Annotated in this window: 18 protein-coding genes; 10 read left to right on the forward strand and 8 right to left on the reverse strand. The window is 74.7% G+C overall.

The window, feature by feature from the left end; genetic code table 11:
- Nucleotides 1-24 precede the first annotated feature (24 nt).
- A complete protein-coding gene (locus ACFV9M_RS04240) occupies nt 25-1068 on the forward strand; it encodes a PIG-L deacetylase family protein (RefSeq protein WP_385068099.1) in 1044 nt (347 codons plus the stop codon).
- A 10-nt stretch (nt 1069-1078) separates the two neighbouring features.
- Nucleotides 1079-1774: an alpha/beta fold hydrolase gene (locus tag ACFV9M_RS04245; protein WP_385068102.1), complete on the forward strand. Its 696-nt coding sequence runs from the start codon at nt 1079-1081 to the stop codon at nt 1772-1774.
- A 19-nt stretch (nt 1775-1793) separates the two neighbouring features.
- On the opposite strand, the gene ACFV9M_RS04250 is transcribed toward ACFV9M_RS04245, so the two are convergent.
- Nucleotides 1794-2174, reverse strand: coding sequence for an S-adenosylmethionine decarboxylase family protein (locus ACFV9M_RS04250; RefSeq protein ID WP_385068105.1), 381 nt, complete (start codon nt 2172-2174; stop codon nt 1794-1796).
- 252 nt (nt 2175-2426) lie between these two features.
- On the opposite strand from ACFV9M_RS04250, the gene ACFV9M_RS04255 reads away from it, so the two are divergent.
- The 6 genes from ACFV9M_RS04255 (at nt 2427) to ACFV9M_RS04280 (ending at nt 7779) form a co-directional block, all read left to right on the forward strand.
- Nucleotides 2427-3407, forward strand: a complete 981-nt coding sequence (locus tag ACFV9M_RS04255) for a BtrH N-terminal domain-containing protein (RefSeq protein WP_385068169.1) — start codon at nt 2427-2429, stop codon at nt 3405-3407.
- 244 nt (nt 3408-3651) lie between these two features.
- Nucleotides 3652-5586, forward strand: coding sequence for a GNAT family N-acetyltransferase (locus ACFV9M_RS04260; RefSeq protein ID WP_385068108.1), 1935 nt, complete (start codon nt 3652-3654; stop codon nt 5584-5586).
- On the forward strand, nt 5583-6719 hold the full coding sequence (locus ACFV9M_RS04265) for an HAD-IIIC family phosphatase (RefSeq protein ID WP_385068111.1): 1137 nt from the start codon (nt 5583-5585) through the stop codon (nt 6717-6719). Before ACFV9M_RS04260 ends, ACFV9M_RS04265 begins: the two co-directional genes overlap by 4 nt.
- The gene (locus ACFV9M_RS04270; protein ID WP_385068114.1) at nt 6716-7012 is read left to right on the forward strand and encodes an acyl carrier protein; all 297 of its coding nucleotides are present in this window, start codon (nt 6716-6718) and stop codon (nt 7010-7012) included. The genes ACFV9M_RS04265 and ACFV9M_RS04270 overlap by 4 nt, the downstream gene beginning before the upstream one ends.
- A gap of 80 nt (nt 7013-7092) precedes the next feature.
- Nucleotides 7093-7344 (forward strand): acyl carrier protein, encoded by a 252-nt coding sequence (locus ACFV9M_RS04275; protein ID WP_385068117.1) that lies wholly within the window; start codon nt 7093-7095, stop codon nt 7342-7344.
- 102 nt (nt 7345-7446) lie between these two features.
- On the forward strand, nt 7447-7779 hold the full coding sequence (locus tag ACFV9M_RS04280) for a chaplin (protein WP_385068119.1): 333 nt from the start codon (nt 7447-7449) through the stop codon (nt 7777-7779).
- A 90-nt stretch (nt 7780-7869) separates the two neighbouring features.
- Here ACFV9M_RS04280 and ACFV9M_RS04285 read toward each other — a convergent pair whose 3' ends face one another.
- From ACFV9M_RS04285 to ACFV9M_RS04315, 7 genes are all read right to left on the reverse strand, one after another.
- A complete protein-coding gene (locus ACFV9M_RS04285; RefSeq protein ID WP_385068122.1) occupies nt 7870-8736 on the reverse strand; it encodes a tyrosinase family protein in 867 nt (288 codons plus the stop codon).
- Complete coding sequence (locus ACFV9M_RS04290; protein ID WP_385068171.1) at nt 8720-9199, reverse strand: tyrosinase family oxidase copper chaperone; 480 nt, start codon at nt 9197-9199, stop codon at nt 8720-8722. The genes ACFV9M_RS04285 and ACFV9M_RS04290 overlap by 17 nt, the downstream gene beginning before the upstream one ends.
- Before the next feature lie 147 nt (nt 9200-9346).
- Nucleotides 9347-9862, reverse strand: coding sequence for a hypothetical protein (locus tag ACFV9M_RS04295; protein ID WP_385068124.1), 516 nt, complete (start codon nt 9860-9862; stop codon nt 9347-9349).
- 213 nt (nt 9863-10075) lie between these two features.
- Complete coding sequence (locus ACFV9M_RS04300; RefSeq protein WP_385068126.1) at nt 10076-10576, reverse strand: DUF5949 family protein; 501 nt, start codon at nt 10574-10576, stop codon at nt 10076-10078.
- A gap of 203 nt (nt 10577-10779) precedes the next feature.
- Nucleotides 10780-11067: a hypothetical protein gene (locus ACFV9M_RS04305; protein ID WP_385068129.1), complete on the reverse strand. Its 288-nt coding sequence runs from the start codon at nt 11065-11067 to the stop codon at nt 10780-10782.
- A gap of 208 nt (nt 11068-11275) precedes the next feature.
- Entirely contained in the window at nt 11276-12238 is a 963-nt protein-coding gene (locus ACFV9M_RS04310; protein ID WP_385068130.1) for a hypothetical protein, read from the reverse strand.
- Nucleotides 12239-12494: 256 nt separating this feature from the next.
- Nucleotides 12495-12734: a chaplin gene (locus ACFV9M_RS04315; RefSeq protein ID WP_385068133.1), complete on the reverse strand. Its 240-nt coding sequence runs from the start codon at nt 12732-12734 to the stop codon at nt 12495-12497.
- Nucleotides 12735-13260: 526 nt separating this feature from the next.
- Between ACFV9M_RS04315 and ACFV9M_RS04320 the strand changes: the two genes are divergently transcribed.
- Both ACFV9M_RS04320 and ACFV9M_RS04325 read left to right on the forward strand, forming a co-directional pair.
- Entirely contained in the window at nt 13261-14451 is a 1191-nt protein-coding gene (locus ACFV9M_RS04320) for a glycosyltransferase (RefSeq protein WP_385068136.1), read from the forward strand.
- The gene (locus tag ACFV9M_RS04325; protein WP_385068139.1) at nt 14448-15878 is read left to right on the forward strand and encodes an exopolysaccharide biosynthesis polyprenyl glycosylphosphotransferase; all 1431 of its coding nucleotides are present in this window, start codon (nt 14448-14450) and stop codon (nt 15876-15878) included. The genes ACFV9M_RS04320 and ACFV9M_RS04325 overlap by 4 nt, the downstream gene beginning before the upstream one ends.
- Nucleotide 15879 lies beyond the last annotated feature (1 nt).

A 15879-nucleotide genomic window follows, 5' to 3' on the forward strand; every position in this document is an offset into this window, starting at 1 on the left:
GCCCCTTGCCCTACACTCCTGCGCATGTCCGAGCGCCCCTCACCCGGCCCGCTCGTGCGGCGGACGCCGAGAGCACTCACGGCGGACGACCGGCCGGTACGGCTGCCGCACGCCGAGTTCGACGGTCCCGAGGCGCGCTTCCTCGGCGAGCCGGTCGCCCGCGACCTGCTGCCGCCGGAAGCGGCCGAGGTGTGGGAGGCCTGCGACGGCACCCGGCCGTACCGCTGCTGGCCGTCCCCGCAGCGGGAGTTGATCGGCCGCTGGCACGCGGCGGGCCTGGTGGTCGGGGCGCCGCCGCCGCGTACGGCGCCGTCCCGGGCGCCGGTCGTGCTCTCGCCGCACCCGGACGACGCCCAACTGGCCCTGGGCGGGCTGCTCGCCCGGTGCGGCGGCCGGGTGGTGGACGTCTTCTCGCACGAGACCTGGACCCGCCGCCCCTACTACCAGAGCCGTCCCGCGCTCTCCTCGCGGCTGCTGCTGGCGGAGGAGCGGGTGGCGTGCGGTGTGCTCGGCGTGGGCCTGACCGTGCTCGGCCACACCGACGCCGCCGACCGGGCGGCCTGGCGGGAGGGCTTCTTCCTGGAGCCGGACGCCGAGGACGCGGCCGCGGCCGGCGAGCCGGAGCTGTTCGGCCGGGTCACGGCGGATCTGGCGGCCGAGGTGTCCGGCGCGGACCTCGTCCTCGTGCCGCTCGGCGTGGGCGGTCATGTCGATCACGTCCTGACCCGGCGGGCGGCCATGGAACTGCTCGTCCGGGGCGAGCTGGAGCCGGGGCGGGTCGCGTTCTACGAGGACATGCCGTACTCGCTCTTCGCGGACGCCCGGGCCGCGGCCGGCCGGCTGCCCGCAGGTCTGCGCCCGGTGGTGGTGCCCGGCTCGGAGGAGGCGGCGCTGACGAAGCAGGAGGCGCTGTGGCCGTACCGGCTCCAGGTGCTGGAGGCGGTCACGCGGCGGATCGTCCGGTACGGGCGGGGGCTGGGCACGGCGGGGTTCGCGGAGCGGCTGTGGGCGCTGCCGGAATCGGCCGCGGCCGTGGCGGAACTGGCGTCCGCCGGTCCGGCCCGCTGAGGTGGGCCGCATGCGACTGCACACCCGGGAGTGGGGCTCGGGCGACCGCCTCGCCGTCCTCGTCCACGGCCTGATGTCCGATCACCGCACCTGGCGGGAGCTGGTGCCGGCCCTGACGTGCCGCGGCTACCGCGTCGTCGCCGTCGATCTGCGCGGCCACGGCGCCAGCGGCCGGGGCACGTACGCCCCGCACCTGTTCGCGGAGGATCTGCTGGAGACGCTGCCCCGCCGCCCCGAACTGGCGCTGGGCCACTCGCTGGGGGCGCTGGCCCTGGCGCTGGCGGTGGAGGAGCTCCAGCCGGTGCGTGCCGTCTACTCCGAGCCCGCGTGGCGGCTCGGCGGCCCGCACGGCACCCTCGACCCGGCGTCGTTCGCCCTGTTCAAACGGGCGCCCCGGCTGCTGATCAGGGGTCTGCGGCCGGACTGGGGGGAGAGGCGGGTCGCGGCGGAGGTGGCGGCGCTGCGCGCCTGGGACGAGCGCTCGGCGCTCGCCCTCTCCGCGTACCGGACGGTCGACCACACCCCCGAGAAGCCCCTGGTCCCCTCGCTCGTCCAGGCGGCGGAACCGAGTTCGCTGGTGAGCGGGGAGATGCGGACGGACCTGGTCCGGCGGGGCTTCGAGGTGCGGACGGTGCCGGGTGCGACGCACGCCATCCACCGGGACGGCTTCGACGCGTTCCTCACGTCGCTGGCGGGATGGCTGTGATCGCCGTCCGCGGCGCGGCTCAGTGCACCGCGCGCAGCATGCGGGTGACGTTGATCTTCGTCGGGGAGAGGCCCAGCTCGACGCTCTGCATCATCCGCTCGCCGTTCAGCCGGCCGTAGGCGAGCAGGTCGACGTTGGCGAGGCTGAATTCCGGCCAGGTGTGGATGCTCAGGTGCGAGGCGGAGAGCAGGAGAATTGCGGTGACGGCACCGTTGGGGAAGACGTGCGACGCTTCACCGAGGACCGTCGCGTTTCCCTTTTCCGCGGCCGTGCGAAGAACCTGGAGAAGGCGCTGTTCGTCGGTCAGGATGCTGTGGTCGCTCACCCATACGTCGACGGCGTACGAGCACAAATCGTCGACGTTTATGCCCTCGGTGGCGAGCTCGGAGGAGTTGGTCATGGGGAACCGGGGGACGCGAACCGCTGCCCCCGTCTCCTTTCATAGATCTGTGCTGGTCTGCGCGGCAGAAGCGGAAGGTCGACGAGGCCGGTCACTGGCGCTCGGTGGTGCCCAGCGTAGCATCCGGGGCGCCCTAGGGCTCGCGCGCGCCCTGCGTCAAGGGGGTTTTCGAAGGTCACATGGGATTGTCCGGAAAGCGGCAGCTCCGGCGGGGACAGCGAGGGAGCGGGGTTCTTGGAAAAGCGGGGCACGATGGACGCGGAATTCTCGGCACTGGACTGCATTTCGGCGACCTACGGCATCACGACGGCCTGGCTCGGCCACGACCCGAGCGTACTGGGCTGCGAGTGGGGCTATCACCCAAGGGCGGACACGGTCGAGACCGAATGGCCGGTGGAACACCTGGGAATTCACCGGAGCACACCGGAGGAAATCCTCCACGCATGGCATGGTACGACCGCCGAACTGCGTCGGCACGGAACTCCGGAGAAAGCCGGGGAATACATTCACGCGCAGGTGCGTGACGGAATTCCGGTGATCGCCTGGGTGGACACCTTCCATGTCCCGCACAGCGCCTTCCACGGCCAGCAGCACCACGCGCACCGGATCGTGATCCGCTCCCGCGCCGAGAGCGAGGGCGAGGACGCCGGCACCGTGTTCCGGGTCGTCGACCGCTACCAGGGCTCCCTCTACGACGGCCCCCTCGACGCCCGCGCGCTGTCGGCCGCGATGTCCTCGGACGCTCTGGGCGAGGCCCGCAGGGGCGATCCCGACTGGCGCAACCGCACCCTCGTCGTACGGGCCGGAAGCCGCCCCGGGAAGCCGGACGGGGAGCGCCACCGCGCCGCGCTCGCCCGCAACGTCCGGGAGTCCGGCGGCATCGCCCTGCTCGCCGACTGCGCGGACGAACTGCGCGCCGCCCCGGACGCGTTCGCGGCCCTGAGCCCCGTGGGCATGATCGAGGTCAGCGCCTGGTTCGGGGAGCTGGCCAGCCAGCGCGCCCTCAACGCACGCTTCCTGCGGGCGGCGGCCGAGGCCTGCGCCCTCCCCGCGCTGCACGAGCGGGCGGCCGACGCCGACGCCCTGTCCCGGCGCTGGGAGATGACCCGCAACACCTTCTTCCTGCGGTTCCGCAAGGGCGCCGCCACGGTCGTCCGCATCGCCGACCTCATGACGCGGACGGCGGCCCTGGAGAAGGAGTGGAACGAGAGGGTGGGGGAGGCGAACGGCTGACCGGGTCGATCGACCGGCCCACGTCACCGGCCCACGTCACCGGCCCGTGTGATCCGCGCGGGCTCCTGGGCGGGCCGTCGATGCCCCCCTCGGCAGCCCCTGGGCCGGCCTTCGACGACCCCTCGGCGGGCCGGAGCCCGGACCCCCCGAGCCTATACTGGAGGGTCCTGCTCACCTCGGTCCCGCCCGGAGCTCCCTTGTGAAGAACGCGCCTCGACACCGTCGGAGTACCCACGCCGATCACGTGCTCACGGAAGTCGCGGACGCCGTCAGGCTCCAGGAGGGCCCGCCCGGAGTGCGGTCCGTCCTCCGCGCCCTGCGCCGCCTGGCCCCCGCCTCCACCAAGGACCTCAGCCGCGCGACCGGCCTGCCCGTCCCCATCGTGGCCGCCGTGGGCAACGAGCTGCGCCGCCGGGACCTCGTCACCAAGGAGCGCCCCTCCCGGCTGACCCCGGCCGGCCTCGACGTCGTCGCCCGGCTCGGCATGGACCTCACCCTCGACGCCACCTGCACCACGTGCGACGGCCGTGAGCTGGTCATCCCCTCGGTGCTCGACGAGGCCGTGGAGCGGCTGCGCGCCGTCATGGAGACGGGCCCGGCCGCCGACATGGCGATCGACCAGTCCCACTGCACGGCCGAGACCAAGGTGCGCCGGGTCCTCGCGCTGCTCACCGCGGGCGCCCTGCCGGGCGGCTCGCTGCTGCTGATCGGCGACGACGACCTCGTCTCGCTGGCCGTCGCGGTCGTCGGCGACGTCCTCGGGGCGCCGATCGTCGAGCGGGTGACCGTCGTCGACATCTCCCCCGAGATCCTCGCCCACATCAGGAAGGTGTCGGCCGGCCTCGGCACCCGCGTCGAGACCGTCGAGCACGACCTGCGCCGTCCGCTGCCCGCCGAGCTGCACGACGGCTTCGACGTCGCGATGACCGACCCGCCCTACACCCCGGAGGGCGCCCGGCTGTTCCTGTCGCGCGCCGTGGAGGGCCTGCGCCCCGGACCCGCGCACAGCGTCTTCTTCTCCTTCGGCGGCAAGAGCCCCGACGAGATGCTGGAGGTCCAGCGCGAGATCCAGGCCCTCGGCCTGGTCACCAACGGCTACGTCCGCAACTTCAACGAGTACGAGGGCAGCGGCATCCTCGGCGGCGTCGGCTTCTTCCAGCACCTGCTCACCACCACCTCGACCACCTCGCGGCAGGGCGAGTACGGCGGCCCCCTCTACACCGGCGACAAGCGCACCCGGCAGCGCGAGTACGAGTGCGTGGCCTGCGGCACCCGGGTCCGCGTCGGCCCCGGCGCCCGCTGGGCCTCGGTCGCCGCCCTGCGCGACGAGGGCTGCCCGAAGTGCGGGCAGGGCCCCTTCCGCCCGGGCCGCCTGGTCGCGGCGGAGGAGACACCGGCGCAGACACCGGCCAAGACCCCGGCCCCGGCGCAGACACCGGACGCGGCACCTGCCCCGGCTCAGGCACCGGACGCGGCACCTGCCCCCGCACCTGCAGCTGCACCTGCTTCGGCACCGGCACCGGCACCGGCCCAGACGTCGGCTCCGGCTTCCGTCTCGGCTCAGACGCCGGTCCCGGCACAGGCGGCGGCCCCCACCGGGGTGTCCGCCCCCACCGGGGCACCCGCGCCCGCCGGGCTGCCGCAGACCCGGCGGTCCGGCTGGGACGCCCCGAGCGCCGACGACCGCGCGGCGCTGGAGCGGCGGGCGGCGCCCTTCGTCGTCCGCCCGGCGCAGGAGAGCGACCTGCCGGCCATCGGCGAGTTCGAGGCCGAGATCGCCCGTGTCTCCTTCGGCGAGGACGCCATCGACGACCCCGCCCGCTGGGCGTCCCGGCTGGGCCGCGCCATGGAGAAGTCCAGGGAGGGCATGCTCGTCGCAGGCCGTCCGGGCGGGGAGCCCGTCGGCTGGCTGTGGGTGAGCGTCAACCAGAACGCGATGACCGGCGACCGCTACGCCAACTTCCGCTCCCTCGCCGTCGCCCCGCTGGACAACCGCGGCGACGTCGCCGAACTGCTCCTCACCGCGGGCCTGGAGTTCTGCCTGGAGCAGGGCATCACGGAGGTCGTCGGACGCGTCCACGTCGGCAACGTCCCGATGCGCACGGTCTACCGCAAGTTCGGCTTCGACCCCGCCACCCTGACCATGAAGCTGCGGCTCCCGCGACAGGACGCCCGATGACCGGGGCGGCCGGAACGACCGGGCCGGACCGGACCGGCGGGTACGACCCCGACCGGATCAAGTGCGTCGTCTGGGACCTGGACGGCACCCTGTGGGACGAGATCGCGGTGGAGGCGCCCACCGACGACCTCCCCGTCCCCCGCCCCGAGATGCTCGCCGCGATCGACGCGCTGGCGGCCCGCGGTGTGCTGAGCAGCCTCGCCAGCCGCAGCGCGCCCGCGGTCCTCGAACGGATGGACGCCGTACCGCGGCTGCGGAGCCGTTTCCTCGCCCCGCAGGTGTCCTGGCAGGACAAGAGCGAGTCGCTGCGCCGGATCGCCAAGGACCTCGGGATCGCCGTGGAGGCACTCGTCCTGATCGACGACTCGGCGTACGAGCGCGCCGAGGTGGAGGCCCTGCTGCCCGGCGTGCGCACGCTCGGCCCGGAGGAGGTGCCCGCGCTGCTGGCGGCGTTCGAGGGCCGGGACGTCACCCCCGAGTCGCGGGAGCGGGTGCGCCGCTACCGCACCGAGGAGACCCGCCGCGCCGAGGGCGAGCGCTTCCAGGGCACGCGGGAGGAGTTCCTGCACTGGTGCGGGATGCGGCTCACCGTCGGCGAGGCCGTGGCGGAGGAGGTTCCGCGCGCGCTCGAACTGGCCGCCCGGACCCACCGTTTGAACTCCTCCGGCCTGACCCCCGAGCGGCTGCGCGACCTGGCCGCCGCCGAGGGGCACGCGCTGTACACCGCCCGGATGGCCGACCGCTTCGGCGAGTACGGCATCATCGGGGCCGCGCTGGTCGACCGGAGCACACCGGGCGTCCGGTCGGTCCCGCTGCTGGCACTCTCCTGCCGGGTCGCCGGCCGGGGGGCCGCCGCCGCCTTCCTGTTCTGGCTGATGGAACAGGCCCGGGAGGCCGACGCGGACGAGTTCCGGGTGACCCTTCGCCCGACCGACGCCAACCTCGAGATGCGGATCCTGCTGCGCCAGGCGGGACTTCGCCGCGCCCTGCCCGCGGACAGCGCCCCGGACACCGCCCCGGACACCACCGGGACCGCCGCCGAGCCGGCCGTTCTGGCGCGCACCCTGCACGGCGACCTGCCGGCACCTCCCGCCTGGCTGCACGTCTCCACCCGAAAGGACCCCGAAGCGTGACGGACCCCCGCACCCCCTCCCATGACGACGACCGGGCGGCGGTGGAACGGGAGCTGCGGTCGATGATCGCCGAGGCCGCCCGTCTGGACGCCGCCGTGATGGCGGAACTCCCCGCCGGCACCGAGCTGTTCGGCCCGCGGATCGGCCTCACCTCGCTCGCGGGCGTGACGCTCCTGGGCACGATCGACGAGCGCTACGGAGTCGACGTGGCCGCCCTGGACCTGAGCCTGGACAGCCTGGAGTCCATCGCCACGCTCACCGACTTCGTCTCCGCGCACCGGCAGCGCCCCTGACCGGTGATCGTCCACGCATTACTGTGACCCGTACGGAGCACACCCGTCACCCGAAGGCCGCACAGCATCGAGGAGCAGGCGTGAACGACCTTTCCTACCGCGACTTCGAATCCGTCCTGCGGCAGACGCTCCCCTTCCTCGACGCGGACTCACCCGTCGACGCGGACGCCAGCCTCACCGAACTCGGCCTGGATTCCCTGACGTTGCTGGGACTGGTCGCGGAGCTGGAGGACCGGTTGGCGGTGGAACTGCCGGACGAACTGCTGGTGATGGAGACCTTCGCGACGCCGTCGACGCTGTGGAGCCGGCTGGCGGAGCTGCGGAAAGGGTGATCCGCCCGAACGTGCCGTGACCGGCCCCGCGCCCCGGCGTTGAACGGGGAGTGCGGCGGCGCCTCCTGCCGTCGCGCGAACCGAGTCACTAAGGAGAACGTGATGTCTCGCATCGCGAAGGCGACGGCCGTCGCACTGGGCGCGGGTGCCGTGGTGGTCGGCGGGGCCGGTCTGGCCACGGCGGACGCGGGGGCGCAGGGCGCGGCCGTGGGCTCGCCGGGCGTCCTGTCCGGCAACGTCGTCCAGGTTCCGGTGCACGTGCCGGTCAACGTCTGCGGCAACACGGTCAATGTCATCGCTCTGCTGAACCCGGCCTTCGGGAACACCTGCGCCAACGTCGACGGCGACCACGGCGACTACGGCCACCACGGCGAGGACGGCAAGAACGGCGAGCACGCGGACGGCGGCCACTCGGGCGGCAGCTACGGCGACTGACGCCGTCCCGCGCACACCACCCCATGGCAGAGCCCCGGCACCTCGAGCGCCGGGGCTCTGCCCATGTGCGGCCCGCCACGCACGGGAGGCTCACGCGTAGCGGTAGATCCGCCCCGCGTCCTCCAGCTGGTCCGGTGTCACGTCCCACGGCGGCAGCTTCTCGTGCCGGGCGACGATCCGGCGGTACTGCCCGCTGCCCGCCGCCGGCGGTTCGGCCGGCAGGTAGCTGTGGTCGTGGTGACGCCGCTGCCAGCGGGTCCACAGCAGGTCGAGGTAGGCGTGGTGCAGCCAGAACACGGGGTCGTTGACGGAGGCGCCGCCGACCATGTCCCCGCCGACCCACCGGTGCACCCGGTTGTGGTTGCGCCAGGCGGCGCTGCCCCGGCCGGTCCCCCAGCCCTCCAGCTTGTTGCGGAAGCCCCGCGGCGAGGTGGAGTCCCAGGGCGGGACGTCGTAGACGGGGTCCTCCAGCGCCCACTCCACGTCGCTCCCGAGGGGCAGCTCGATCGGGTCGCGGGCGCGGCCGAGGTCGCGGGTGAGGAACTCGGAGTCGGTCACGCCCTCCTTGAGCGTCCAGTTCCCGGTGGCGTAGGCGAACGGCCCGGTCGTCACCTGGCGGTCGGAGCCGCGTCCGTCGCCGCCGAGGAGGTCCTCGGTCCAGGGCACGGACGCCTTGCCGCGGTCGCGGGTCCAGTCCCAGTACGGCAGGGTGACCGACGGGTCGACCCGGCGCAGCGCCGTCTCCAGGTCCAGCAGGAACCGGCGGTGCCAGGGCAGGAAGGAGGGCGCCATGTGGGCCGTCCGCAGGCCGCCCTCGCCGTCGGAGACGTAGTAGTCGATGTGCACGCGCACGAACTCGTCGTACTCGCCGCGCCGTTTGACCTCCAGCAGGGCCGACACGAAGCGGCGCCGCTCGGTGGCGGTGAGCGTGCTGACGTCCTTACGGGTGTAGACCACGGTGATCCCCCGACCCTGTGTGCCCCTCGTGCGCGCGGCCGCCGGCCGAGCCGGTGTCGCGCAGCGCCTCCCCCGGGCCCAGCTCGTCCACCGCGGCACGGGTCGCCTCCAGCGGTGTGGCGTACGACTGGTAGTGGTCGACCATGCTCAGCCAGGTGCCGTCGGCCCGGCGCATGAGGTGCAGGGGGCGGCCGTCGACCGTGACCCGCCAGCGCTCGCCGCCGGTGGCGCGGGTCGCGGGGAGCGGGACGCCCCGCAGGCGCCTGCCGCGGTAGGTCTCGTCGAAGCCGGTGTCCGGCGGGCCGTCCTGGCGGCGCCCGGGCCGGGAGGCGGCGACGACCGGGGCGAGCGCCAGCGCGGCGGTCGCGCCGAGCAGCCCGCGCAGCACGTCCCGCCGCATTCCGCGTCCTGCCGCGGGCACCGGTACCGCGTTCACTGCTGTTCTGTCGGTGCTGACGACCATGGTGTGCTCCTCGTCCGGTTCGTGGAGTCCGGTCCTCAGTCCGGTCCGGATCTCCACAGCCGTAACCGTCCGGCGGCCCTCCTGGTCACGACCTGACGACGGGCCCGGACGGTCGTCCGGGCCCGTGGCCGTCTCCTGGGCCCGCTCCTACCGGCCCTGGCCCGGCCCGGGGTCCCCGGCCCGCACCGTCTCGAGGACCGGGGCGACCACGCCGGCCCGCGGCAGCCGCAGGCCCGGCAGGCCGGAGCCGTCGGGAGCGGTGAGCGGGACGTCCAGGGCCGGTCCGGAGCTGGGAGTGCGCAGGTGGGAGGCGGGCGCCTCGACGTCGAAGAGGTGGAAGTCGTCCCCGAGGGCCGGCACGGGCGCGCGCAGGTCCGCGCCGGGCAGCCCGGCGCGGACCGGGACGTGCGGCAGGGCCCGCTCGGGGACGAGCCGGCCCTCGACGTAGCGCGGGCCGTCCGGCGTGCCCGTGGAGGGCAGCGGGATCTCGCCGGCGGCCTCCGGCATCTCCAGGTGGAGGGAGTTCTCGACGCCGTTCAGCGGTACGGGGACGGGGACCGTGCCGATCGCGGCGGCGGGGGTCGCGGCGGCGGCGCCGGCCGCGGCGGCCACACAGGTGAGCACGGCGGCGAGGGTTCCTCGGGCGGTCGACTTCGTCTTCATCTCGGTGCGGCCCTTTCGGAGTTCGGGGAGGGGGCGGTGCGTGCGTACCGAGTAACGAGCCGGAAAACGCCGTCAGAGCGCATCGCCGCGCAAATCGCCCGGGTGCAGCAGTAGTGCGACGGATGAAGGTCGGTTCGTCCGCACATCCCACCGGCGGGTCGGGACCGGATGCCGGTCGCTCCCGGGTGCGGACGACCCGGGAGGCCGGCGGGGTCAGCCGCGCAGGCTGCGGGCGGGCAGGACGATGTGCGCGGCGGCTTCGAGGGTCTCGTCGGCGCCGGCGAACGCGGCCAGCGCCTCGGCCCCGACCGGCCGGCCGGGGGTGGCCTCGGGCCAGGGGCGGGTGGTGAAGACGAGGTAGGCGTAGCCGCGTTCGCCGACGGCGGCGATCCACTCGGGTGGCGGCACGCACTGGGCGGTGAGGCCCGGCAGGGTCAGGACGGCGGCGCCGGACTCGACGAGCAGGCCGACCGGCAGGCCGGGCCGCTCGGTGCCGTCGACGAGGTCGCCCCCGACGGGCAGGCCGTTGTCGTTCAGCAGGCGCTCGATGGCGGCGGCCGAGGCCTCGGGGCCGGCCGCGGCGTCGCCGAGGGAGTACGCGAGGAGGTAGGGCATGTCGCCGCCGTCGGGGGCCTCGCCGCTCCACGGCATCACGACGAGCGTGCCCGGTTCGGCCGCGCCGGAGGGGTGGGTGGTGCTTGGGGTTGAGGTCACCGCGCGACCTTATCGGCGTACCGGAGGCCGTCCGGGCGGCTTCTCACCCGGGAGGAGGACGCCACGCGGGTGCTCCACACGAACGAGGGACGCGCCGGGGACGGCCACCTCGAACAGTGCCGGGAACGGCGCTTCGGACAGCGCCGAGGGCCGGTCCCGTGCGGTAGCGGGACCGGCCCTCCGGAAAGGCCCCGAACGGGGCGTCAGCCCCGCAGGGGCAGCCCGCCGAGGAGCGGGGCGTGGGTGTCGTTGAGGGCCTCGGTCGCGTCCTTCACGGTGTTGAGCGGGGAGTTCTGGTTCTCGGTGTCGAGGGCGTCGGACTGCTGCTGGAGCGGCATCACGTCGAGGGCGGGCCCCCGGGTGAGCGTGTCGACGGCGCCGTTGAGGCTGGTGGGGGTGAGGTCGGCGGGGGTGTGGGCGAACGCGGGTGCGGCGGCACCGGCGAGCACCATGGATCCGGCGACGACGGCGGCGGCCTTCAGGGACTTCATCGGATTCCTTTCTTCGGCGACTGGGGCGGCTCGGCGGCTCGGCCGCGCGGCTGGCTCAGGTCACCCGGGACTGTCTGACGCCGTGCCTAACGATCCCCGCCGGATGCGGAAACCCCGTGGGCGCAAAATGTCCGCACCCCGGCGCGGAGCACCCGGCCGGGGCCGGGGGCTGTGCGTGCGCCGGGGTGCGGAGGGGGAGGGCCGCCCGTCAGGGAGCGGGAAGCAGCGCGCCGGTGCGGGCCGGCGGCGTGATGGCCGACAGGGCGGGGGGCGCCGGGGCGGCGGGCGTCGCCGGCAGGGCGGGCGTCGCCGGGGTGGAGGACGTCGCCGGGGCGGCGGCCGGCTGCGGCAGGCCGGCCAGGGTCGGGGCGGGCAGGTCGCCGCCCAGCAGCGTCGCCGCGACCAGGTCGACCAGGTCGTTGACCACGGCCGTGGTCGCCGGGAGGACCTGGCCGACGTCGCCGGAGGTGACGGCCGCGAGCAGCGTGTCGAGCGCCTGCTGAAGTGCGGTGAGCGCGTCCTTCCGGAGGTCGGCGGCCGCGGTCCGCGCCTTCGCCTCGGCGGCGCTCCGGGTGAGCAGGGGCAGGGTGCTGGTCGTGGCCGGGTCCGTGATGACCGTGGTCGTCGGCGCCGTGCCCGTGGCGCCCGCGGGGGTCGTGGTCGTCGGCGCCGTGCCCGTGGCGGTCGTCGCGGCCGTGTCCGTGGCGGTCGTCGCGGCCGTGTCCGTGCCGGTCGTCGCGGCCGTGTCCGTGGTCGTGGCGGCCGTGTCCGTCGCGGCGGCCGTGTCCGTCGTGGCGGCCGTGTCCGGCGTGGTCGTGGCCGGCGGGGTCGCCGGAGTCGCCGGGATCACGGTCGTGATGGTGGCGACCGCCTGCTTGACGGCGTCGCCGAACTGCTTCGCCTGGTCGGCGGTCAGCTGGCCGTTGTCGGCCTTCATGGCGGTGTCGAGGAGCTCGGTGACCGGGGTGAGGACGATGCCGAGTGCGCTGAGGAGCTCGAGCTGGGAGGTGACCGTGTCCGCACCGGGGACGGGCGCTCGGGACGCCGCAAGGGTGCGCTCACGGGCAGCCGTGTCACCCTCTGCCGCGAGGGCGATGGGGGCGGCGATGCCGAGGACGAGAGTGGCGCAGAGTGCGGTGGAAGCGATACGCCGGACGGGCAGACCACGCATGGGGGTTCCTTTCGAAGTGCGTCGGGTCGCACCACCACCGTGGGAGTGCCCGCCACCCCCCGCAACAGAGGGAGCACTTCGCGTCACCCCCTCGTCGGGGGTGTCCGCTGATGGGAAGCCCGTCCGGCCGTGCCGGCGGGACCCTCGGCCCTGCCCCGTCCGGGGCAACACGAACGGCCGCCCTCCGGCGGGAGGACGGCCGTTCGACGGCGTACCGGCGTCGCGACGGCGGTCGCGTGACGTCGGTCGCGCGACGTCAGGCGTTGACGCAGGTGTTGCCGAACGCCGGGTTCAGCAGGCCGACCACGTTGACGGTGTTGCCGCAGACGTTGATCGGGATGTGAAGGGGAATCTGCACGACGTTGCCCGACAGCACGCCCGGGGAGTGCTCGGCGATGCCGTTCGCGCCGCTGTCGGCGGCGGCGATGCCGGAGGCGCCGGCGACGGCCGCGGCGGCAACGGAGGTCAGGACCAGGCCCTTCGCGATACGCGACATGGAGAGGTGCTCCTTGGGGTTTTGACACGAACACCCGGGCGGGGATGCCCGGCGCTGTGTCAACGCGTGACACCGCCGGGGGTTGTGCCGCCAATGGGGTGACACACCCCCGGGTTCACATCACCACGTCATATGACTGCGAGCGCTCACTCCGGGCCGTCGGCGACGCTCCGTGACCGTCGTGCTGTTCGGATGATCAGCTTGTTATCGCTCACCCCTTCGATGGACCCCCGAGGCCGTCTCCGCGCCCTTTGGCGCCCCTCCCGCGACGGGACGGGACACGAAACGCCGAGATCAACGCGCCGGGGCGGCTCCGGCGGCGCGTGTCCCGGCGTACGCGCGCACCGCCGGCGGCCTCTCCCGCTTGTTCGATCGCGGCGCGGTTTTTCGGCTCGGCGGTGACCCGCCGGGCTTTCGGCTCGTTTCCCAGCGGGACGCCACGCGGGCCGGCGCGCTTCGTCGCCGTCGGCCGGAAGCACCGCGTTCCCGCCCGTCCGAGCGACACCGTGAGCGAGGAAACCGCGCGATGCACCAGCCAGAACCCGACACCGGATCCCGGGTCCTGCACCTCACCCAGCCCGTGGACGGCGGGGTCGCCCGCGTCGTGACGGATCTGGCGCGGGCTCAGCTCGCCGCCGGACTGCGCGTCACCGTGGCCTGTCCCCAGAGCGCCCTCGCCGCGGACCTGCGTTCCCTGGGCGCGGACGTACGGCGGTGGGAGGCCTCGCGGGCGCCGGGACCCTCGCTCCCGGGCGAGGTGCGACGGCTCGCGCGGGTCCTGGCGCGGGTGCGCCCCGACCTCGTGCACGCGCACAGCGCGAAGGCCGGACTCGCGGGCCGGCTCGCCGTACGGGGACGGATCCCCACCGTCTTCCAGCCGCACGCCTGGTCGTTCGAGGCGGTCGGCGGGACCACCGCGGAGCTGGCCCTCACCTGGGAGCGGTTCGCCGCCCGCTGGGCCGACCGGCTGGTGTGCGTGAGCGAGGCCGAGCGCGCCACCGGCGAACGGGCCGGCATCGCCGGACGATGGAGCGTCGTCCCCAACGGCATCGACACCGAGCGTTTCCACCCGGCCCCCGCGGCGGCCGTACGCGCCGCGCTCCTGCCGGACGCCGACCCAGCCGCCCCGCTGGTGGTGTGCGTGGGGCGGCTGTGTCGACAGAAGGGACAGGACGTGCTGCTGCGGGCGTGGGAGGCGGTCGCCGGCCAGGTGCCCGGCGCCCGGCTCGCGCTGGTCGGGGACGGTCCCGACCACGCCCGGCTGCGCTCCCGCGCCCCGGCGTCCGTGCTGTTCGCCGGTGCGGTCGCCGACGTCGTCCCCTGGTACCGGGCCGCCGATCTGGTGGTGCTGCCCTCGCGCTGGGAGGGCATGGCCCTCGCCCCGCTGGAGGCGCTGGCCTGCGAACGGCCCGTGCTGGTGACCGACGTGGACGGCGCCCGGGAGAGCCTGCCGGCCGCGCTCGCGTCCCGCTGCCTGGTGCCCCCCGAGGACCCGGCGGCGCTGGCCGCGGCCGTCGCCGGGCTGCTGCTCGACCCGCCGCTGCGCGCCTCGCTCGGCCGGCAGGGGCGCCGCCACGTCCTGTCCACGCACGACGTGCGGCGCACGGCCGGGGACATCGCGGCCCTGTACCGCGAACTGCTCGGCGGCCGGTCCCCCGGAGCCGAGGCGAAGGCACCCGTCGTACCCACCGAGTGCAGGGAGTCCATCCACTCGTGACTGCGGAAAGCACCGTCCCCTCCCCCGGAGTCCAGCCCGTACACCCACCACCGGTCACGGTGATGCCGCGGCGCGAGAGCGCGGCGGGGTTCCGTTTCCCGGCCCGGCGGCCCACGGCCCGGCCCGCCTCCTCGCTGCCGCTGCTGCTCGCCGACTGCCTCGCCGTCCTCGTGGGCGCGCTCGCGCTCACCGGGGCGCCAAGCCGCCCACTGCTGGTCGCCCTGCTGCTGGTGGCCACGGCGCTGCTGCGCCCGCGCCGGGCCCGGCCGGCGCACGGGGCGCACGGCGTGCTGGACGAACTGCCCGCCGTCTGCGGCCGGACCGCGGTGGCCTGGGTGTCGCTGGGGGCGCTCGTCGCGGCGCACACCCCGGCCCACGCCCTCTCCGCGCGCACCCTGCTCCTGGGGTGGGCGGCACAGACCGTGGCCGCCTGCTCCGGCCGCGCGGTCGTCCACCTGCGGCGGCGCCGGCTGCTGCTGCGCCACCCGCGCGCCGCGCTCGTCATCGGCCCGGCGGCGACCGCGCAGCGCGTGGCCGCCGCCGTCCTGCGCCACCCCCGCTACGGGGTGCGGCCGGTCGGTGTCGTCGCCGCGCAGCCGGACGGCTCCGAGGGACTGCTGCCCGTGCTCACCACCGGTGAGGAGGTGCAGCGGGCGATCGTCCAGAACGGCGTCCTGGACGTGCTGTGCGTCCACTCCTCGGTGCGCACCGCGCAGGGTCCGCTGCTGCGGGCGCTCGCCGAGTCGGGGTGCGCGGTGTGGGAGGTCGACGCCGACAGCCCGTCGTACGCGAGCCGTGAGCAGCTCGCCGGGTTCGCCTGCCGGCGCCTGGACCTGGGGCTGTGGCGCCCCGGCAGCCTCGGCAAGCGGCTGCTGGACCTCACGGTCTCCGGGACGCTGCTGGTGCTGCTGGGCCCGCTGCTGCTGGTGTGCGCCGCGGTGCTGCGGCGGAGCACCGGGCCGGGCGTGGTGTTCCGGCAGGAGCGCGTCGGCAAGGACGGGCGGCCGTTCACGCTGCTGAAGTTCCGCACCTACCGCCCGGTCGACGAGCACGAGTCCGCGACCCGGTGGAGCGTGGCCGGCGAGCCGCGGATGAGCCGCTTCGGCCGCTTCCTGCGGCGGAGCTCGCTCGACGAGCTGCTCCAGCTGTGGAACGTCTTCCGGGGCGACATGAGCCTGGTCGGCCCGCGCCCCGAACGCCCCTACTTCGTAGGCGAGTTCAGCAAGACGTACCCCGGTTACGCGGCCCGGCACCGGATGCGGACCGGAGTCACGGGACTCGCCCAGGTGCACGGACTGCGCGGTGACACCTCCATCGAGGACCGGGCCCGCTTCGACAACGCGTACATCGACAACTGGTCGCTCTGGCAGGACGTCTGCATCCTGCTGCGCACCGCGGCCGCCCTCGTGCGACCGACCGGGAGCTGAA

This window comes from Streptomyces sp. NPDC059895, from assembly GCF_042731035.1.
Lineage (GTDB): Bacteria > Actinomycetota > Actinomycetes > Streptomycetales > Streptomycetaceae > Streptomyces.